The 19,922-nt window shown below is 68.7% G+C and carries 16 protein-coding genes; 10 read left to right on the forward strand and 6 right to left on the reverse strand.

The window, feature by feature from the left end; translation table 11 throughout:
• The first annotated feature begins 152 nt into the window (after window positions 1-152).
• Window positions 153-1,040: a CorC family transporter gene (locus tag DTA15_RS30055; RefSeq protein WP_006487531.1), complete on the forward strand. Its 888-nt coding sequence runs from the start codon at window positions 153-155 to the stop codon at window positions 1,038-1,040.
• 52 nt (window positions 1,041-1,092) lie between these two features.
• Complete coding sequence (gene lnt, locus DTA15_RS30060; protein WP_006487529.1) at window positions 1,093-2,793, forward strand: apolipoprotein N-acyltransferase; 1,701 nt, start codon at window positions 1,093-1,095, stop codon at window positions 2,791-2,793.
• Between the two features lie 72 nt (window positions 2,794-2,865).
• Here lnt and DTA15_RS30065 read toward each other — a convergent pair whose 3' ends face one another.
• Window positions 2,866-4,512 carry a hypothetical protein gene (locus DTA15_RS30065; protein ID WP_012492419.1) on the reverse strand — a complete coding sequence of 549 codons (1,647 nt, stop codon included), beginning with the start codon at window positions 4,510-4,512 and terminating at the stop codon, window positions 2,866-2,868.
• Between the two features lie 283 nt (window positions 4,513-4,795).
• On the opposite strand from DTA15_RS30065, the gene glyQ reads away from it, so the two are divergent.
• From glyQ to DTA15_RS30090, 5 genes are read left to right on the forward strand one after another with little or no spacing between them, the layout of a single operon-like run.
• Window positions 4,796-5,800 carry a glycine--tRNA ligase subunit alpha gene (glyQ, locus tag DTA15_RS30070; RefSeq protein ID WP_006488593.1) on the forward strand — a complete coding sequence of 335 codons (1,005 nt, stop codon included), beginning with the start codon at window positions 4,796-4,798 and terminating at the stop codon, window positions 5,798-5,800.
• A gap of 22 nt (window positions 5,801-5,822) precedes the next feature.
• Window positions 5,823-7,922: a glycine--tRNA ligase subunit beta gene (gene glyS, locus DTA15_RS30075; RefSeq protein ID WP_006488597.1), complete on the forward strand. Its 2,100-nt coding sequence runs from the start codon at window positions 5,823-5,825 to the stop codon at window positions 7,920-7,922.
• A gap of 10 nt (window positions 7,923-7,932) precedes the next feature.
• On the forward strand, window positions 7,933-8,496 hold the full coding sequence (gmhB, locus tag DTA15_RS30080; protein WP_006488591.1) for a D-glycero-beta-D-manno-heptose 1,7-bisphosphate 7-phosphatase: 564 nt from the start codon (window positions 7,933-7,935) through the stop codon (window positions 8,494-8,496).
• Window positions 8,497-8,539: 43 nt separating this feature from the next.
• Entirely contained in the window at window positions 8,540-9,304 is a 765-nt protein-coding gene (locus tag DTA15_RS30085; RefSeq protein WP_006488592.1) for a lysophospholipid acyltransferase family protein, read from the forward strand.
• 45 nt (window positions 9,305-9,349) lie between these two features.
• Window positions 9,350-10,237 (forward strand): M48 family metallopeptidase, encoded by an 888-nt coding sequence (locus DTA15_RS30090; RefSeq protein ID WP_012492418.1) that lies wholly within the window; start codon window positions 9,350-9,352, stop codon window positions 10,235-10,237.
• Between the two features lie 108 nt (window positions 10,238-10,345).
• Here DTA15_RS30090 and gloA read toward each other — a convergent pair whose 3' ends face one another.
• Window positions 10,346-10,729, reverse strand: coding sequence for a lactoylglutathione lyase (gene gloA / locus DTA15_RS30095; protein ID WP_006477863.1), 384 nt, complete (start codon window positions 10,727-10,729; stop codon window positions 10,346-10,348).
• A gap of 384 nt (window positions 10,730-11,113) precedes the next feature.
• Here gloA and DTA15_RS30100 point away from each other — a divergent pair, with 384 nt between their 5' ends.
• Window positions 11,114-12,049 carry a DMT family transporter gene (locus DTA15_RS30100; protein WP_006491616.1) on the forward strand — a complete coding sequence of 312 codons (936 nt, stop codon included), beginning with the start codon at window positions 11,114-11,116 and terminating at the stop codon, window positions 12,047-12,049.
• Window positions 12,050-12,134: 85 nt separating this feature from the next.
• On the opposite strand, the gene rsmA is transcribed toward DTA15_RS30100, so the two are convergent.
• From rsmA to DTA15_RS30120, 4 genes are read right to left on the reverse strand one after another with little or no spacing between them, the layout of a single operon-like run.
• Window positions 12,135-12,962 carry a 16S rRNA (adenine(1518)-N(6)/adenine(1519)-N(6))-dimethyltransferase RsmA gene (gene rsmA / locus DTA15_RS30105; protein WP_006483844.1) on the reverse strand — a complete coding sequence of 276 codons (828 nt, stop codon included), beginning with the start codon at window positions 12,960-12,962 and terminating at the stop codon, window positions 12,135-12,137.
• Window positions 12,963-13,009: 47 nt separating this feature from the next.
• A complete protein-coding gene (gene pdxA, locus DTA15_RS30110; protein ID WP_006491615.1) occupies window positions 13,010-13,999 on the reverse strand; it encodes a 4-hydroxythreonine-4-phosphate dehydrogenase PdxA in 990 nt (329 codons plus the stop codon).
• A gap of 11 nt (window positions 14,000-14,010) precedes the next feature.
• A complete protein-coding gene (locus DTA15_RS30115; protein WP_034178516.1) occupies window positions 14,011-15,369 on the reverse strand; it encodes a peptidylprolyl isomerase in 1,359 nt (452 codons plus the stop codon).
• A gap of 51 nt (window positions 15,370-15,420) precedes the next feature.
• Window positions 15,421-17,781, reverse strand: coding sequence for an LPS-assembly protein LptD (locus DTA15_RS30120; RefSeq protein ID WP_006485743.1), 2,361 nt, complete (start codon window positions 17,779-17,781; stop codon window positions 15,421-15,423).
• A gap of 224 nt (window positions 17,782-18,005) precedes the next feature.
• On the opposite strand from DTA15_RS30120, the gene DTA15_RS30125 reads away from it, so the two are divergent.
• Together DTA15_RS30125 and murU are read left to right on the forward strand one after the other, a co-directional pair.
• Entirely contained in the window at window positions 18,006-19,055 is a 1,050-nt protein-coding gene (locus tag DTA15_RS30125) for an aminoglycoside phosphotransferase family protein (RefSeq protein WP_006485734.1), read from the forward strand.
• 22 nt (window positions 19,056-19,077) lie between these two features.
• Window positions 19,078-19,800 carry an N-acetylmuramate alpha-1-phosphate uridylyltransferase MurU gene (gene murU, locus DTA15_RS30130; RefSeq protein ID WP_012492416.1) on the forward strand — a complete coding sequence of 241 codons (723 nt, stop codon included), beginning with the start codon at window positions 19,078-19,080 and terminating at the stop codon, window positions 19,798-19,800.
• Window positions 19,801-19,922 lie beyond the last annotated feature (122 nt).

The following is a 19,922-nucleotide window of genomic DNA, read 5'->3' on the forward strand; positions in this document are numbered from 1 at the left end:
CGGCGTCGCGCCCGGCGCGGCCGTCCGCGAGCGGGCCCGCGCGAGCCGCCCATCCTGGCCGTGCGGCCGGGGTGACACGGTCGCGTCGTGCCCTTGGTGTATCCTTGCCTACTCCGTGACCGCGCGCCCCGGCATGACCCGGGCGCACCACCATGAACGATTCGTATCCCAGTCGTAAGTCAACCGACAAACCGCAAGAAAAGCGCTCGCTGCTCGAGCGCCTGACCGACTTCATCTCGCCCGAGCCCGAATCCCGCGGCGAGCTGCTGGAAATCCTCCAGGACGCCCACGAACGCAACCTGATCGACGCCGATTCGCTGTCGATGATCGAAGGCGTGTTCCAGGTATCCGATCTGTGCGCCCGCGACATCATGGTGCCGCGCGCGCAGATGGACGCGATCAACATCGCCGACAAGCCCGAGGATTTCATCCCGTTCGTCCTCGAAAAGGCGCACTCGCGCTACCCCGTGTACGAGGAGAACCGCGACAACGTGATCGGCGTGCTGCTCGCGAAGGACCTGCTGCGCTTCTACGCCGAGGAAGAGTTCGACGTGCGCGGGATGCTGCGCCCGGCCGTGTTCATTCCGGAATCGAAGCGCCTGAACGTGCTGCTGCACGACTTCCGCGTGAACCGCAACCACCTGGCGATCGTCGTCGACGAATACGGCGGCGTCGCGGGCCTGATCACGATCGAGGACGTGCTCGAACAGATCGTCGGCGACATCGAGGACGAATACGACTTCGACGAGGAAGCCGGCAACATCATCGCGGGGCCGGACGGCCGCTACCGCGTGCGTGCGCTCACCGAGATTGAACAGTTCAACGAGGTGTTCGGCACCGATTTCCCCGACGACGAAGTCGACACGATCGGCGGGCTGATCACCCATCATTTCGGACGCGTGCCGCACCGCGGCGAGAAGCTGCAGCTCGGCAACCTCGCGTTCGAAATCCAGCGCGGCGATGCGCGCCAGGTTCATGTGCTGCTGGTGCGCCGCAACCCGCTCGCCAGCCGTCGCGCCGAAACCTCGCACGAAGACTGACCGTTCCGCGCCAGCCGCGCCTCCTTCAACCGCTCGCCCACTTCCGCTTCACATGGACGATCCGATCCCGTCCCGCCCGGCTGGCGGCCTTCTCGCGCCGGCCCCCGGCCGCGCGCTGCCGCGCTGGCATTATCCGGCCGCGCTGCTCGCCGGCGCCGCCAATACGCTCAGCTTCGCGCCCACGCCGCACGGCGGCTGGCTGCAGCTCGTCGTATTCGTCTGGTTTTTCGCACAGCTGACGCGCACGTCGAGCTGGCGCGGTGCCGCGCTCACCGGCGGCGCGTTCGGCTTCGGCAACTTCATCAGCGGCGTCTGGTGGCTCTACATCAGCATGCACGTGTACGGCGAGATGGCCGCGCCGCTCGCGGGCGGCGCGCTCGTGCTGTTCTCGCTGTACCTGTCGCTGTACCCGGCGTTCTCGGCCGGGCTGTGGTCGTTCTGCGCGGGCCATGCGTGGCATCGCCGCGCGCCCGACCCGCGGCCGTTCTCGCCGACCTGGCACGGCGCGTTTGCGTTCGCGAGCGCGTGGGCGCTCGGCGAATGGCTGCGCGGCACCGTGTTCACCGGCTTTCCGTGGCTCGGCAGCGGCTACCCGCAGGTCGACGGCCCGTTCGCCGGCTTTGCGCCGGTGGTCGGCGTGTACGGGATCGCGTGGGTGCTCGCGCTGTTCGCCGCACTGGTCGTGCAGGCGCTCGTCGCCGCGCGTCCGTCGCCCGTGCGTGACAACGGAGCCGGTGCATCCGGCGGCAACGCCCGCGTGCGCGTCGCCGCGCCGGCCGGCATCGCCGTCGCGCTCGTCGCGGCCGGCCTCGGACTGTCGCAGGTCACCTGGATCGTGCCCGCGAACGCGCCGCTCACCGTGCGGCTGCTGCAGGGCAACGTGAAGCAGGACATCAAGTTCGAGCAGGAAGGCATCGACGCAGCGATCAAGATGTATCAGCAGATGATCGTCGAGAAGCCGGCCGACCTGATCGTCACGCCCGAGACCGCGATCGCGGTGATGATCCAGGAGCTGCCCGAGCCGTTCGCGGTCGCGATCCGCAAGTTCAGCGACACGACCGGCTCGGCCGTGCTGTTCGGCGCGGTCGGCGCGTCGGTGACCGAGGACGGCCACTACGTCGACTACACGAACAGCCTGTACGGCGTGACGCCGAACTCGCGCGACATCTATCACTACGACAAGCACCACCTCGTGCCCTTCGGCGAGTTCATTCCGTGGGGCTTCCGGTGGTTCGTCGACCTGATGAAGATGCCGCTCGGCGACTTCGCGCGCGGCGCGCCCGTGCAGAAGCCGTTCCTCGTGCACAACCAGCCGGTGATGGCCGACATCTGCTACGAGGACTTGTTCGGCGAGGAAATCGCCGCGACGATCCGCGACAACCCGCAGCCGCCGGGCGTGCTCGTCAACGTGACGAACCTCGCGTGGTTCGGCGACACGATCGCGCTCGACCAGCACCTGCAGATCGCCCGGATGCGCTCGCTCGAAACGGGCCGGCCGATGCTGCGCTCGACCAACACCGGGATGACGGCCGCGATCGACGCGCACGGCCGCGTGCTCGGCCAGTTGAAGCCGTTCACGATCGGCTCGCTCGACGTGCGGATCGAAGGCACGAGCGGCTTCACGCCGTACGTGACGAGCGGCAACAATATCGTGCTCGCGGTGTCGCTCGTGCTGCTCGCGTTCGGCTTCACGTTCGGGCCCGGGCTGCGGCGGCGCAACGGCCGCAAGCCCGGCGACGACGAAGCGGCATGATGCAGCGGGCCGCTGCCGCGCGCGGCGGCCCGTGACCACGAACCGGCCGGCCGCTCAGGCGGGCCGGGACGATCAGTTCGATCGATCCTGTTGCGCCGGCTGCGCGGCAAGGCCGCGCAGATCGCGGCTCACTTCCTCCATCACCGGCGCCCACGCGCCGAACGTCGGCTGCCGGTACAACGTCGCGGTCGGATACCACGGGCTGTCCGCGCGATCGAGCAGCCACGGCCAGTGCGGATTCACGTCGAGCAGCACCCAGGTGCGCGCACCGAGCGCGCCGGCCAGGTGCGCGACCGACGTGCACACGGTGATCACGAGATCGAGCGCGCCGATGAACGCGGCCGTATCGTCGAAGCTCTTCAACTCGGCCGTGTAGTCGTCGATCGCAAAGCCCGCCGCGCGCGCGGCGGCGACATCCGCATCCGCACCCGGCTGCAGCGAATAGAACGCGACGCCGTCGATGCCGCGAAACGCGTCGGCATAGCGCTCGAGCCCGACGCGCCGGAACGGATTGCGCTGATGGCCCGCGCTGCCCGTCCACACGAGCCCGACCTTCAGCCGGCCATCGCCCGCGAGCCGCGCGCGCCATGCATCACGTGCGCGTGGTTCGGCCCGCAGGTAAGGCACCGACGCGGCGAGCGTCGACGCCTCCATCCCGAGCATCAGCGGCAGGCCGATCAACGGCACTTCGTAATCGAATGCCGGCAGCGCATCGATGCCGCCGCCCGCGCCGAACACGTCCGCGTGCGCGCCGAGACTGCGCTGCATCAGCGTACCGAGCGCCGGAAACGTATTCCACGCGAGCCGGCCGCCTTCGCGATGCACGCGTTCGGCGAGCGGCACGACGAAGCGGCAGAACTGCAGCACGTCGCCGAGCCCCTGCTCGCCCCACACCAGCAGCGTCTTGCCGGCGAGCGGCTCGCCCTGCCAGCGCGGGCCCGGCAGTGCCGGCCGGCGACCGCGCAACTCGCCCGCGCCGTCCCAGCGCGCCTCGTGGCCACGCCAACCGGCCGCGTGGTTGCCGCGCACCAGCTGGATGATCGCGAGATTGAAGCGGAACGACGCATCGTCGGGCGCGAGTTCGCAGGCGCGCGCCGCATGGCGCTCGGCCTCGTCCCAGCGCTGCGCCTCCTTCATCGCCATCGCGACGTTGTTCATCGCGAGCGCGTTGTCGGGCGCGAGCTCGACGAGCCGCGCGGCGCACGCGAGCGCACCGTCCAGGTCGTGCGTCGCGATCCGCGCGACGACGAGGTTGATCCATGCCTGCACGTCCTGCGGATCGTGCTGCACGGCCGCGTCGAGCAACGCGATCTCTTCCGCGCGATCGGCGCCCGACAAGCGCAGCGCGATCGCGAGGTTGTTGCGCAGCGACGGCCAGCCGGCATCGATCGCGAGCGCCGCGCGGTACGGCGCGACCGCGTCCGCGTGACGGCCGGCCATCTGCAGCGCATAGCCATGGTTGAAGTGTGTGGCCGCGCCCGGCTGCACGCGCACCGCGCATTCGGCGAGCGCGAGCGCGTCGGCCGTGCGCTGCCGCGCGACGAGCGCCGTCGTGAGCCGCACGAGCGCGTCGGCATCGACCGCATGCAGATGGGCGGCGGCGGCCAGCCACAGATCGTGCGCGGCGCGCTCGCCGCGCGCCTGCGCGTCGGCGGCCTGGCCGAGCAACGCGAGGAACGGCGGAAGCAGCGGAATCAGAATGTCGGTCGGTTCATCCATGCAATCGGCATCGGCAAGCGGTGACGCGGCACGCGTGGCGCGCCGCAATACGCGCATCTTACCGCCCGCGCGACGCGCCGCGGCAGGGGCGCCGCGCGCGTGCGCGCAGGCCGCGGGAGCGGTGCGGCGATGCCCGCATCGGCCTTCCGGCCGCATCCGGTCGCCGATCCGGTAAAATTACGCGTTTCAGCACACTAACAAGCCGCGCCGCCGCGCGAGCCGACCCTCCGGGCCCGCCCGGAGCGCCGTCCGCAACGGAGCGCCAGCGCCACGAAGGCTCTTCATGCTTACGTTTCAGCAAATCATCCTGACGCTGCAGTCCTACTGGGACAAGCAGGGTTGCGCCCTGCTCCAGCCCATCGACATGGAAGTCGGCGCGGGCACGTCGCACGTCCACACGTTCCTGCGCGCGGTCGGCCCCGAGCCGTGGCGCGCCGCGTACGTGCAGCCGTCGCGCCGCCCGAAGGACGGCCGCTATGGCGAAAACCCGAACCGCCTGCAGCACTACTACCAGTACCAGGTCGTGCTCAAGCCGGCGCCGGAAAACATCCTCGACCTGTACCTCGGCTCGCTCGAGGCGCTCGGCTTCGACCTGAAGCAGAACGACGTGCGCTTCGTCGAGGACGACTGGGAGAACCCGACGCTCGGCGCGTGGGGCCTCGGCTGGGAAGTGTGGCTGAACGGGATGGAAGTCACGCAGTTCACGTATTTCCAGGAAGTCGGCGGGCTCGAATGCAAGCCGGTGCTCGGCGAGATCACGTACGGCCTCGAGCGCCTCGCGATGTATCTGCAGAAGGTCGAGAACGTGTACGACCTCGTGTGGACCGAGTGGGAAGAGCAAGGCCCGAACGGCCCCGAGCTGCGCCGCCTGTCGTACGGCGACGTGTACCACCAGAACGAGGTCGAGCAGTCGACCTACAACTTCGAGCACGCGAACGTCGACCTGCTGTTCACGTTCTTCAACAGCTACGAAGCGGAAGCGAAGAAGATGATCGACGCGCAGCTCGCGCTGCCCGCGTACGAACTCGTGCTGAAGGCCGGCCACACGTTCAACCTGCTCGACGCGCGCGGCGCGATCTCGGTGACCGAGCGGGCCGCGTACATCGGCCGCATCCGCGCACTGTCGCGTCTCGTCGCGCAGGCTTACTACGACTCGCGCGAGAAGCTCGGCTTCCCGATGCTCGGCAACCCGCCGGGCGTGCCGGGCCTCACCACCGACGCCCAGGACGCCGCCCAGCCGGCATGGGCGCCGCCGCTCAAGGTCGAACGCAAGATCGATCAGGTCTGACGAGACGAGATTCAATCCAACCATGACGCACAATCATCCCGCCCCCCTGCTCGTCGAACTGCTGACCGAAGAGCTGCCGCCGAAGGCCCTCGCGCGCCTCGGCGACGCATTCGCCGAAGGTCTCGCGCAACGCCTCGCGGCGCGCGACCTCGTCGAAGGCGAACTCGTGTTCGAACGCTACGCCACGCCGCGCCGCCTCGCGGTCGTCGTGCAGAACGTGCGCGCCGTCGCGCCTGACCGGCAGGTCCGCGAAAAGGTCCTGCCCGTGTCGGTCGCGCTCGACGCCGAAGGCAAGCCGACGGCCCCGCTCGCGAAGAAGCTCGCGGCGCTCGGCCACCCGAACCTGTCGATCGCCGATCTCGAGCGCGCGCAGGACGGCAAGGCCGAAGCGTTCTTCATCAATTACTCGGCGGCCGGCGCCACGCTCGCCGACGGCCTGCAGGCCGCGCTCGACGAGGCGCTCGCGAAGCTGCCGATCCCGAAATTCATGACGTACCAGCGCCCGGACGGCTCGGACGTGAAGTTCGTGCGCCCGGTGCATCGCCTGACGGTGCTGCACGACGACCGCATCGTGCCCGTCACCGCGTTCGGCGTCGACGCCGGCGACACGACGCTCGGCCACCGCTTCCTGTCCGACGGCCTGGTCGCGATCCAGCACGCCCGCGCGTACGCCGACACGCTGCGCGACAAGGGCCGCGTGATCGCGCACTTCGCCGATCGCCGCGAAACGATCCGCACGCAACTGAACGAACATGCGAACGGCGACACGGTCGTGATGCCCGAATCGCTGCTCGACGAAGTCACGTCGCTGGTCGAATGGCCGGTCGTCTACCCGTGCCGCTTCGAGGACGAATTCCTGCAGGTGCCGCAGGAATGCCTGATCCTCACGATGCAGACGAACCAGAAGTATTTCGCGCTGACCGACGTCGCCGGCAAGCTGCGCTCGCGCTTCCTGATCGTGTCGAACATCGAGACGAAGACGCCGGGCGAGATCATCGAGGGCAACGAGCGCGTCGTGCGCCCGCGCCTCGCCGATGCGAAGTTCTTCTTCGAGCAGGACAAGAAGAAGCCGCTCGCCGACCGCGTGCCGCAACTCGCGAACGTCGTCTATCACAACAAGCTCGGTTCGGCGCTCGCCCGCGTCGAGCGCCTCGAGGCGCTGGCCGGCGAAATCGCCCCTGCGATCGGCGCCGACACCGCGCACGCGAAGCGCGCCGCGCGCCTCGCGAAGGCCGACCTGCTGACCGACATGGTCGGCGAGTTCCCGGAACTGCAGGGCACGATGGGCACGTACTACGCGCGCCACGACGGCGAAGCCGACGACGTCGCGCTCGCATGCGCCGAGCACTACCAGCCGCGCTTTTCCGGCGACGCACTGCCGACCACGCCGGTGTCGACCGCCGTCGCGCTCGCCGACAAGCTCGAAACGATCGTCGGCATCTGGGGCATCGGCCTCGCGCCGACCGGCGAGAAGGATCCGTTCGCGCTGCGCCGCCACGCGCTCGGCGTGCTGCGCCTGCTGCTCGAAAAGCAGCTGCCGCTCGATCTCGTCTCGCTGCTGCGCACGGCCCATGCACGCTTTAACGGCGTGCCGGGCGTCGCCGAATCGACCGACGCGATCTTCGCGTTCTTCATGGATCGCCTGCGCGGCCTGCTGCGCGAGCGCGGCTATTCGGCCGGCGAAATCGACGCGGTGCTGAGCCTGAATCCGACGCGCATCGACGATCTCGTCGCGCGTCTCGACGCGGTGCGCGAATTCACGCGCCTCGCGGAAGCCGAAGCGCTCGCGGCCGCGAACAAGCGGATCTCGAACATCCTGAAGAAGTCGGAAGGCGGCGCGAACGGCGCGGTGCAGCCGACGCTGCTCGTCGAGGCCGCCGAGAAGGCGCTGCACGAACAGCTCGCGGCCGTCACGCCGCACGTGCAGTCGCAGCTCGAGGCGCGTGCATACACGGGCGCGCTGTCGGCGCTCGCCGCGCTGCGCGCGCCGGTCGACACGTTCTTCAACGACGTGATGGTCAACGCGGAAGATCCGGCCCTGCGCGCGAACCGTCTCGCGCTGCTGTCCGCGCTGCACCAGCAGATGAACTGCGTCGCCGACATCTCGAAGCTCGCCGCATAAGGGCCGCCCGATGCCGACCAGCCCCAACCGAAAGCTCGTCGTCCTCGACCGGGACGGCGTGATCAACGTCGATTCGGACGCGTTCATCAAGACGCCCGACGAATGGATCGCGCTGCCCGGCAGCTTCGAGGCGATCGCCCGGCTCAACCACGCGGGCTACCGCGTGGTCGTCGCGACCAACCAGTCCGGCATCGGTCGCGGGCTGTTCGACATGGCCGCGCTCAACGAGATGCACCTGAAAATGCATCGCGCGGCGGCCGCGGTCGGCGCGCGCATCGACGCGGTGTTCTTCTGCCCGCATACGGCCGAAGATCATTGCGACTGCCGCAAGCCGAAACCCGGCATGATGCAGATGATCGCCGAGCGCTTCGAGATCGATCCCGATCACACGCCGGTCGTCGGCGATTCGCTGCGCGACCTGCAGGCCGGCGTCGCGGTCGGCTTCCAGCCGCACCTCGTGCTGACCGGCAAGGGCAAGAAAACGCTCGCCGCGGGCAATCTGCCGCCCGGCACGAAGGTCCACGACGACCTGCGCGCGTTTGCGCTCGATTTTCTTTCACACGAACACGAGTGATGCGGCTGCCGCGCGCATCCTCCCCAACGCCAGACTCACGCCGATGCGCTTCGTCCGCTCCCTGCTGCTGCTGATCTACTTCATCCTGTACACGGTGCCGTACGCCACCGCGTGCTTCATCGCGTTTCCGTTCATGCGCCCCGACGCGCGCTACTGGATGGCGGCCGGCTGGTGCAAGTCGACGCTGTGGGTCGTGCGCTGGCTGAACGGCATCCGCTACCGGATCGAAGGGATGGAAAACCTGCCCGACGGCCCGGCCGTGCTGCTGTCGAAGCACCAGTCCGCCTGGGAGACGCTCGCGTTCCCGGCGCTGATGCCCAAGCCGCTCTGCTACGTGTTCAAGCGCGAGCTGCTGTACGTGCCGTTCTTCGGCTGGGCGCTCGGGCTGCTGCACATGGTCAACATCAACCGCAAGGAAGGCAAGAACGCGTTCAATTCGGTGATCCGCCAGGGCAAGAAGCGCCTGTCGGAAGGCGCATGGATGATCATGTTCCCCGAAGGCACGCGTACGCCGGTCGGCAAGCAGGGCAAGTACAAGACGGGTGGCGCGCGCTTCGCGATCGAAACCGGCACGCCGGTCGTGCCGATCGCGCACAATGCAGGGCGGGTGTGGCCGCGTAACTCGTTCACGAAATTCCCGGGCGTCGTCACGGTGTCGATCGGCAAGCCGATCGCGAGCGAAGGGCTAACGCCCGATGCATTGAACTCGCAGGTCGAAGCATGGATCGAAGCGGAAATGCGCCGCATCGATCCCGATGCGTATCGTCAGGCGGGTAACGCCGGCACACGCGATGCCGCGCGCGCCTGAAGCCCCGGATTGCAGCCGTTGCGTACGACAAAAAGAAGCGAACTGATGAAACAGCGTCCGCGGCCACGGCCTGCCGTCGTGGCCCTCGATCATCGCCAGATGGATCTGCCGCTCTTCGACGAGCCGGCCGCGGCGCCGTCGGCGCCCGCCGCCCCGCCGGCGCCGCCTGAAGTCGCACCCGCCGCACCGCTCGATCCGGGCCCGGCGCCCGATCGCTCGCGCGTGCGCACGTTCGCGCTCGACAGCCGCGTGCTCGAATACCGGCTGAAGCGCTCGGCGCGCCGTACGATCGGCTTCACGATCGACGGCAGCGGGCTGTCGATCACCGCGCCGCGCTGGGTCACGCTCGCCGACATCGAAGCGGCGATCGCGGAGAAACAACGCTGGATCTTCGCGAAGCTCGCGGAGTGGAAGACGCGCACCGAGCAGCGCGCGCTGCCGCAAATCGACTGGCGCGACGGCGCGCAGCTGCCGTATCTCGGCAAGACGGTGACGATCGCGCTCGGCGCGGGCGCCGTCGCGTTCGATGCCGATGCGCTGCGGCTGTCGCTGCCGCTGCCCGTGCAGGCCGACATGCAGCAGATCAAGGATCGCGTGCAGGGCTGGCTGCAGGGCGAAGCGAAACGCATCTTTGGCGAACGCCTCGTCGTCTACGCGGAAAAGCTCGGCGTCACGTATTCGATGTATGCGCTGTCGTCGGCCGCGACGCGCTGGGGCAGTTGCTCGAGCGACGGCAAGATCCGCCTGAACTGGCGGCTGATCCATTTCCCGATGTCGATCATCGACTACGTCGTCGCGCACGAGCTGTCGCACCTGCGCGAGATGAACCACAGCCCGGCCTTCTGGCAGACCGTCGAATCGATCTTCCCCGAGTTCCGCGAAGCGCGGCATACGCTCAAGCATCATCCGCCCGAGTTGCTGCCGTCGCTTTGACGCGCGCGGCTTCGGCTCCAACGAAAAAGGGCGATGCGGATTACCCCGCATCGCCCTTTTTCGCTGCCGCGGCGCACATCGCACGCCGCGGCCCGGTTCATCCCGCGCTTACTTCTTCTGGATGAACTCGATCTTGTAGCCGTCCGGATCCTCGACGAACGCGATCACGGTCGTGCCGTGCTTCATCGGGCCTGCCTCGCGCGTGACCTTGCCGCCTTGCGCCTTGATCTTCTCGCAGGCCGCGTACGCATCGTCGACCGCTACCGCCAGATGGCCGAAGCCGTTGCCGAGATCGTAGGACGGCGTCTCCCAGTTATGGGTGAGTTCGATCACGGTGCCCGTGCTCTCGTCTTCGTAGCCGACGAACGCGAGCGTGAACTTGCCTTCCGGATAATCCTCGCGACGCAGCAGCTTCATGCCGAGCAATTCGGTGTAGAACTTGATCGAGCGGTCGAGATCGCCGACTCGCAGCATCGTATGCAGCAAACGCATGTGTTGTACTCCTGTGGGGACTTTCCAGAACCGGAAATTCTACCGGAGACGGGTGAATTTCGCCGGGGGCGCCTAGCCGGGGGCGCCTAGCTGGGGGCGCCCAGCTGGATGCGCCCCGCCCGGCGCACGGCCGAGGCGGCGCATCGGTTGACCCGACGCAAGCGCAACGGCAGAAAAGGTCACACTCCGGCCCGCCCGACCACCGCGCCGATCGGGTAACATCCTTCCACTTCGCACCAAAAGCGGGCATGCGTCCCGCCGCCCGACCGCGACCACCCACTCTTCCCTACCCCACACTGCCGTGCGAAACCGCCGATTCGAGCGCGCCGGACGCGCCGCCCGCCTGACCTCGCCGCCGTCATACCGGACCCGCGAGGCGCGCCGATGACCGCGCTTGCCGCCGCCCCCGTGCGCCGCGCGCTCGATACGCGCGCGGTCGGCCTGATGCTGCTGCTGTGCGCGATCTGGGGCTTCCAGCAGGTCGCGATCAAGAGCACGAACGCCGCGATCGCACCGATGTTCCAGGCCGGGCTGCGCTCGGTGATCGCGGCGGTGCTGCTATGGGGCTGGGCCCGCACGCGCGGCACGCCGCTGTTCCAGGCGGACGGCACGTTCGGCGCGGGGCTCGCCGCCGGCGCGCTGTTCGCCGGCGAATTCATCTGCGTGTTCTTCGGACTGACGCTGACGAGCGCGTCGCACATGGCGATCTTCCTGTACACGGCGCCGTGCTTCACCGCGCTCGGCCTGCACCTGTTCGCCCCGGGCGAGCGGCTGCAGCGCACGCAATGGGCCGGCGTCGGTCTCGCCTTCGCCGGCATCGCGCTCGCGTTCGCGGACGGCTTCCTGAAGCCGCGCGCGCCCGGCGCATCCGTGCTGGCCGGGCTCGCCGGCGACGCGCTCGGGATCCTCGGCGGCGCGATGTGGGCCGCGACGACGGTCGTCGTGCGCTCGACGGCGCTCGCGCGGGCCAGCGCGAGCAAGACGCTGTTCTACCAGCTCGCGGTATCGGCGGTCGTGCTGGTCGCGCTCGCCGCGCTGTCCGGCCAGATGTCGTTCGCGCACGTGACGCCGGTCGCGCTGGCGAGCCTCGCGTACCAGTCGGTGATCGTCGCGTTCGTCAGCTACCTGTCGTGGTTCTGGCTGCTGACGCGCTACAGCGCGTCCCGGCTGTCCGTCTTCACGTTCCTGTCGCCGCTGTTCGGCGTCGCGTTCGGCGTGTTGCTGCTCGGCGAATCGGTCGGCTGGCGCTTCATGTCCGCGGCCGCGCTCGTGCTGACCGGCATCGCGCTCGTCAACGCGCCGCCGCGCCGGCGGGCGTGACGACCGACGCAAGATGCGCGGGCAATAAAAAAGGCCGCCGGTCAGGCAGCCTCTTCGATACAGCCGGTGGCGCGCGCGACCCGCGTCATCCGGCCTTGCGCACCGCCGCAAGCGCCTGCGCGACGCCGACGTACTCGGCCACGCTCACGTCCTCCGCACGGCGCGCGAGATCGAAGCCGAGCGCGTCGAAATCGATCGTCTCGCGGTAGTCGCCGAGCGTATTGCGCAGCATCTTGCGGCGCTGCGAGAACGCGGCGGAGACGATTTCGCCGAGCAGCACGGGATCGACGTCCGGCAGTTCGTGCGGCTCGTACGGAATCATCCGGACGATCGCCGAATCGACCTTCGGCGGCGGCTGGAACGACTCCGGCGGCACGTCGAGCATCTTTTCCATCACGTAGCGGTACTGCAGCATCACCGACAGCCGCGAAAACGCCTTCGTGCCCGGCTCCGCGACCATCCGCTCGACGACTTCGTTCTGCAGCATGAAATGCTGGTCGACGACCGCATCGGCGAACGTCATCAGATGAAACAGCAGCGGGCTGGAAATGTTGTACGGCAGGTTGCCGACGATCCGCAGCGACGGCTTGTCGCCGGGCGCCGCGAGCGAGCGGAAGTCGAATGCGAGCGCATCGCCCGCGTGCAGTTCCAGCAGCGCGCCGAAGCGCTGCTGCAGGCGCCCGATCAGGTCGCGGTCGAGCTCGACCGCGTGCAGCGGCGACTCGGGCGTCGCGAGACGCTCGATCAGCGGCTCGGTCAGCGCGCCGAGCCCGGGCCCGATCTCGACCATCCGCTGGCCGCGCGCGGGGCCGATCGTCGCGACGATCGAATCGATCACGCCGTGATCGACGAGGAAGTTCTGCCCGAAGCGCTTGCGCGCGAAATGGCCTTGGTGCTGTCTGCTGTTCGACATCGACTGAGTAAAACGAAAAATACGACGAATGGGGTAAGCCGGCAGCGTCAGGCTGCGCGGCGATGGCGCGCCATCGTGACGGCCGTATCGAGCGCGGCGATCATGCTGCCCGGATCGGCGCGGCCCGTGCCGGCCAGATCGAGCGCGGTGCCGTGATCGACCGACGTGCGGATGATCGGCAGCCCGAGCGTCACGTTGATGCCCTCGCCGAACGTCGCGTACTTCAGCACGGGCAGGCCCTGGTCATGGAACATCGCCAGCACGCAATCGGCATCGGCCAGATGGCGCGGCTGGAACAGCGTGTCGGCCGGATACGGGCCGCGCGCATCGATGTGTTGCGCATGCGCACGGGCCAGCGCCGGCGAGATCACGTCGATCTCCTCGCGGCCGAGATAACCGTTCTCGCCCGCGTGCGGGTTCAGGCCCGTCACGAGGATGCGCGGCGTGGCGAGACCGAAGTCGCGCCGCAGGTCACGATCGATGATCGCGAGCGTCTCGACGAGCCCGTCGATCGTCAGCGCGGCCGATACGTCCTTCAGCGGCAAGTGGGTGGTCGCGAGCGCGACACGTAGCGGCCGCTGGCCGGTGCCGGCCAGCATCATCACGACGCGCGGCGTATGCGTGCGCTCGGCCAGGTATTCGGTATGGCCGGTGAACGGCACGCCCGCATCGTTGATCGTGCTTTTCTGCAGCGGCGCGGTGACGATCGCGTCGTACCGGCCCGCCAGCGCGCCGTCGATCGCCGCGTCGAGCAGCCCGAGCACGTAGCGGCCGTTCGCCGCGTCGAGCTTGCCCGCCTGCGCGGGCACGGCCAGCGCGCGATGCGCGACCGACACCTGCGCGCCGCCGGCCAGCGTGGCCGGGTCGATGCCGACCGCCGCGGCCCGCGCGTCGAGCAACGCCGCATCGCCGAGCACGGTGAAATGCGCGTCGGGCCAACGCTGCGCGGCGTCACGCAGCGCCTGCACGGTCAGCTCCGGGCCGACTCCCGCGGGTTCGCCGGTCGTGATCGCGATCTGCAGCGCGGGCGTGGTCATTCGATGCTCGCTCAGTTCGCCGGGCCGACGCCGCCGATCTTGTACTGCACGTACGACGAATCGCGCAGCTCGCGCAGCCAGTCCGCATAGGCCTGTTCGGCCTTGCGCTGGCCGATCGCCTGGCGGGCGATGTCCATCTGCTGCTGCACCGACCCTTCCGCTTCGCGGCGGTTCAGCACCTGGATCAGGTGGTAGCCGTACTCGGTACGAATCGGCTGGCTGATCTGGCCGTCCTGCAGGTTGTTCATCGCACGCTCGAATTCCGGCACGGTCTCGCCCGGGCTGATCCAGCCGAGATCGCCGCCCTGCGACGCCGACCCGTCCTGCGAGTAGGTGCGCGCGAACTTCGCGAAATCGCCGCCGGCCTCGACCTGGTTGCGGATGTCAACGAGTTGCTGGCGCGCCTGGCCTTCCGACTTGCCTTCGCCGACGCGCAGCAGGATGTGGCGCACGTGCGTCTGGACGATCTTCGGCGCCGCGGCGCTCGCGCCCTGGCTCTGGCGGCGATCGACGAGGCGCACGATCTCGAAGCCGTCCGGCACGCGGATCAGCGTCGGGTTGACCTGGCCCGGGCGCAGCTTCGACGCGGCCTCGACGACGTCGGCCGGCAGCGCGCTCGGCGACTTGAAGCCGAGATCGCCGCCCTTCTTCGCGTCGTTCGCTTCGGAGTTGTTCTTCGCGAGCCGCTCAAAATCGGCGCCCGACTTCGCCTGCTGCAGCAGCGCTTCCGCCTTCTTCTGCGCGGCTTCGATGTCGGCCTGCGGCGCGTTGGTGGGCGCCTTGATGAAGATGTGCTGGAAGCGCAGGTCCTGCTGCTGCGACGCGTTCGGCCCGCGCTGGCTCGCGATGTAGTTCGCGACCTCGGCGTCCGACACCGTGATCTTGCCGTCGACCTCCCGCTCGCGCAGCTTCGACAGCGTCAGCTCGGTGCGCGCGTCGTTCGTGAAGATGCTCCAGGGCACGCCTTGCGCCTCGAGACGCGCGCGGTACTGGTCGAGCGTCATCCCGTTCGCCTGCGCGAGACGCTGCAGCGTGGCCTGCACGGTCGCGTCGTCGACACGGATCCCGTCATCCTTGGCCTTCTGCACCTGGATACGTTCGAGCACCATCTGGTTCAGCACCTGCCCGCGCAGCTGGTCGGCCGGCGGCACCGGCGCGTTCTGCTGCTGCAGCCGGCGCGCGATCAAGCCGACACGCTGGTCGAGTTCACGGCCCGTGATCACGTCGTTGTTGACGACCGCGACGACTTCGTCGGCGAGCTGCGCGCCTTGCGAACCGAGCGCCTGCGCCGCGGCCGGCGCGGCGGCGAGCAGCGCGGCGGACGCGGCAAGGCTGGACACGACTGCCGCGAAACGAAGGGTTTTCTTCATTGCCACTGAAACTCCATTGAAATCGTGCTGACCGGTGCAGACATGCCGGCGTTACTCGTAGTTGCTGAAGCGGGACATCGGCGGCGGCGGCGGCGGCAACGGCGTGTAGCCCGGCACCCCGGCGCGGAACGCGGACACGAGGCCGTTGTCGACGGTCGACAGGCCCTTGAGCGTCAGCTGCATCATGAATCGCGTCGACGAGTTCTGCTGTCCCGACGTATTGATGCCGTTCGCAAATCGCTGGACCCCGACCCCGAGCGCCCAGCAGTCCGCGTCGTATTGTAAGCCGACCAGACCGTCGACCACGCGATCTCCGGCGAGGTCGTAGTTGAAACGGCCGATCGCATACAGGCGGCGCGTGAGCGGCCATTGCGCGGACACCAGGAACTGGTTGATCGGCTGGTTGTCGAGCGTGGTGTTCGCGCGCGTATAGCGGTAGCCGACGTTGATCACGCGGCGCTCGCCCGGGCTGTAGCCGAAACCGACGCTCGACTTCACGAGCTGGTTGTTGTTCTGGTTGTACTGGAACGCCGTTTCCGACATGAAGCCCGAGCCGAGCTTCAGCGCGGCGCCGACGATCAGGTCCGAGTGGCGCGCCAGCACGGCGCTCTGCCCCGGCGTCAGCGTGACGCGCTGATCGGCGAAGTAGTACTGCTGCGCGATCACGAAGCGCGCGCGCTCGTCGCCGGTGCGCGGATCGATGAAGCGCGACGTCAGGCCGGCCGTGATCCGGTTCGCATCGGCGATCCGGTCGTTACCGACGAACGTGTTCGGCTGGTAGATCTCCGCGAGGCCGAAGTCCGATTCCGCGGTGTCGAACAGCGGCGCGTTCGACTGGTCGCGATACGGCGTGTACACGTAGTACAGGCGCGGCTCGAGGGTCTGGATGAAGTCCTGGCCGAACAGGCGCACCGAACGGTCGAAGATCAGGCCCGAATCGACGCTCACGGTCGGGATCGACTCGGTGAAGCGCTTCGGGTTGTTCGGCGTGGTCGACGACAGGTAGCCCAGGTCGTACGACGCGAAGTGATACTGGACCTTCGGCACGACGAAGTAGCCGGGGCCGTACACGCCGTACGAGATGTACGGGTTGAAGACGATCCGGTCGCCCTGGGTCGCATCGGCGGTCGTGATGCGGAACCGCGAATAGTCGGCTTCCGCGCCGAAGTCGAAACCGCCGACGTTGTACTTCGTGTACTTCACGTTCAACTGCGGCTCGCGGCTGTACGGCGCGATCGACGGCGGCAGCGTCTGCCAGTGCTGGTAGCGCGCGAGCACCGACCACGGGCCGTTGTTGTACGTGAGGCCGGCTTCCTGCTGGTACAGCGTCTGCGTCCCGTTGACGAACTGGTTCGTCGACCCGAGGTCTTCCGGATACGTGTTGTCCGAGACCTTGTTGAAGTAGACGTAGCCGCCGAATCCGCCGCCGAAATTCTGCTGGTGCTGCCAGTAGATCGCGTAGCGGTTGCGGTGCGCGAGCCGGTCATCCGGCAGGTAATTGGCCGTAAACGTGCCCGAATACGACGGCGACAGGTAGCGGAACGTCGCCTCGGTCATCACGCCGCGCCGCGAGATGATGCGCGGCGTGAGCGTCAGGTCGCGGTTCGGCGCGATGTTGAAGTAGTACGGCAGCGACAGCTCGAAGCCGTTGTTCGAGTTCATCGAGAACGTCGGCGGCAGCAGGCCGCTGCGCCGCTCGCCCGACAGCGGGAACGTCATCCACGGGCTCGCGAAGATCGGCACGCCCTGGAAGAACAGCACGCCGTTGCGCGCGGTGCCTTCGTCGGCGCCCGTATCGAAGTCGAAGCGGCTGCCCTTGATGTACCACGCGGGGTTCGTCGAGCACTGGCACGCCGTATACGTGCCGTTGACGAACACCGAGCGCTCGTTGTCGACCATGTCGACGCGCTCCGCGCTACCCGACCCGCCCGTCACGTTGAAGTGATACTTCGGCGCGGTCATGAAGCCCTGGCTCGCCTCGATCTTCATGTGCGCCTCGGGGCCCGCGAACGACATCCCGCCATTGACCACCTTGACCTGGCCGTACGCATCGGCCATGTCGGTATCCTGATCGTAGTGGATCGCGTCGGCCTTCACGACGGCGTCGCCGCGCCGCAGCTCGGCGGAGCCCTTCGCGGCGAGATCCTGCTCGGCGGTGCCGCTCGTGTGGTCGGCGATCACGAAGGCGGCCGGCTTCGCGCCGTCCTTCAGCGGATGATCCTCGAGCTGGGGTGCGAGACGCAGATCCCACGGCGAGTCGAGCGGCTGCGGCTGCGCAGCCGCGCCCGACAGCTGCGCGTACGACACGGCCGGCACGAGGCCGGGCACGGCCAGGAGCGCGAGCGCGAGCCGCCGTTTGCGCGGCGCCCCGTCACCGGGGAAAACATTCGGGAATAGCGGTTTGGGCGGCATCTATCGTTTGGCGAATCGCCCCTTGTCAACCGCGCCTGCACGGCACCTTCGCGCGCGGCGGGCCGCGCCGTCGAGCCGCGACTGCGGCTCTTCGCAAACCGGGGAGGCGATCGGGCGGACGGCGCGACAGGCGGCGGGCCTGCACGGCGGAAGCTGACGCGGGGGCGCGTCAAAAAAGTCGTGGGGTATTATATGGCAAGACGTTCCCCCCTCCGCCGAGTTTCATGACGCCCCCATCCGCCGCATCCCAGCCCGACGCCCGCCTCGAAGCGCTCACCGCGTGGCTGCACCCGCTCGCCGGGCGCTACGCCCTCGATCTGTCGACCCTCGCGCCCGCGTCGTCGGACGCCAGTTTCCGCCGCTATTTCCGGGTCGCGTCGGCCACCAGTGCCGGCGGCACGCTGATCGCCGTCGATGCGCCGCCGCCCGAGAAATGCCGCGAGTTCGTCCAGGTCGCGCAGCTGCTCGCCGCGGCCGGCGACCACGTGCCCGACGTGCTGGCTCACGATTTCGACGCAGGCTTCATGCTCGTGACCGACCTCGGCCGCACGTCGTACATCTCGGTGCTCGACCCGGCCGACCCGGCCGCCGCACGTCCGCTGATGCGCGCCGCGCTCGATGCGCTGATCCGCTTCCAGCTCACGTCGAAGCCCGACGTGCTGCCGCCGTTCGACGAAGCGTTCCTGCGCCGCGAAATGGAGCTGCTGCCCGAATGGTTCGTCGGCCGCCACCTCGGCAAGCCGGTCACCGACGCGATGCGCGGCACGCTCGAGCGCACCTTCGCGCTGCTGGTCGCGAGCGCGCACGCGCAGCCGCAGGGCTTCATGCTGCGCGACTTCATGCCGCGCAACCTGATGGTCTGCGAGCCGAATCCCGGCGTGCTCGACTTCCAGGACGCCGTGTACGGACCGCTGACGTACGACGTCGTGTCGCTGCTGCGCGACGCGTTCATCAGCTGGGACGAGGAGTTCGAGCTCGACTGCTTCGCGTACTACTGGGAAAAGGCGAAAAAGGCCGGCCTGCCGGTCGATCCGGATTTCGGCGAGTTCTACCGCCAGCTCGAATGGATGGGGCTGCAGCGCCACATCAAGATCCTCGGCCTGTTCGCGCGCATCAACTACCGCGACGGCAAGCCGCACTACCTGAACGACCTGCCGCGCTTCCTCGCATATGCGCGCAAGGTCGCGCTGCGCTATCGCCCGCTCGTGCCGTTCGCGAAGCTGCTCGACGAGCTCGAGGGCAACGCGCCGGCCGACGTCGGCTATACGTTCTGACCGTCCCCACACCCAGTCGAACATGAGCACTACCCTGACCACGGCGATGATCTTCGCCGCCGGACGCGGCGAACGGATGCGCCCGCTGACCGACACCCGCCCGAAGCCGCTGCTCGAAGCCGGCGGCAAGCCGCTGATCGTGTGGCAGATCGAGGCGCTCGCGCGGGCGGGCATCGAGACCATCGTGATCAACCACGCATGGCTCGGCGAGCAGCTCGAGGCCGCGCTCGGCGACGGTTCGCGCTGGGGCGTGCGGATCGCCTATTCGGCCGAGGGCGACGCACTGGAAACCGCCGGCGGCATCGCGCAGGCGCTCCCGCTGCTGGAGCGCGACGGGCAGCCGGCCGTGTTCGCGGCGGTCAGCGGCGACGTGTATTGCGCGTTCGACTACCGGACGCTCGCGCCGCGCGCGGCCCGGATGGCCGCGCTCGACACGCCGGCGATGCACCTCGTGATGGTGCCGAACCCGCCGTTCCACCCGGCCGGCGACTTCGCGCTCGGCGACGATGGCCGTCTGGCGCTCGACGGCGCCGCGCGCTTCACGTTCGGCAACATCGGCCTGTACGACACGCGGATGTTCCGCGACCTCGCGCCCGGCACGCGGCGCGCGCTGACGCCGTACTATCGCGCGGCGATCGAAGCCGGCCACGCGAGCGGCGAACTGTACGAAGGCATCTGGGAGAACGTCGGCACGCCCGCGCAGCTCGGCGAGCTCGACGCGCGGCTGCGCGCCGCCGCGGGCTGATCGTCTCGTGGCCTGGCGCCGGTCGTCGGGTATCCGGCGCGGCGCCGATGGCCTGACGGGTCAATGAATGCCCGGCCGAGCCCGAATCACGTGCCCGCGGGCATCCGCCCGGTCACCCGACC

The sequence above is a fragment of the Burkholderia cenocepacia genome (assembly GCF_900446215.1).
Classification (GTDB): domain Bacteria; phylum Pseudomonadota; class Gammaproteobacteria; order Burkholderiales; family Burkholderiaceae; genus Burkholderia; species Burkholderia cenocepacia.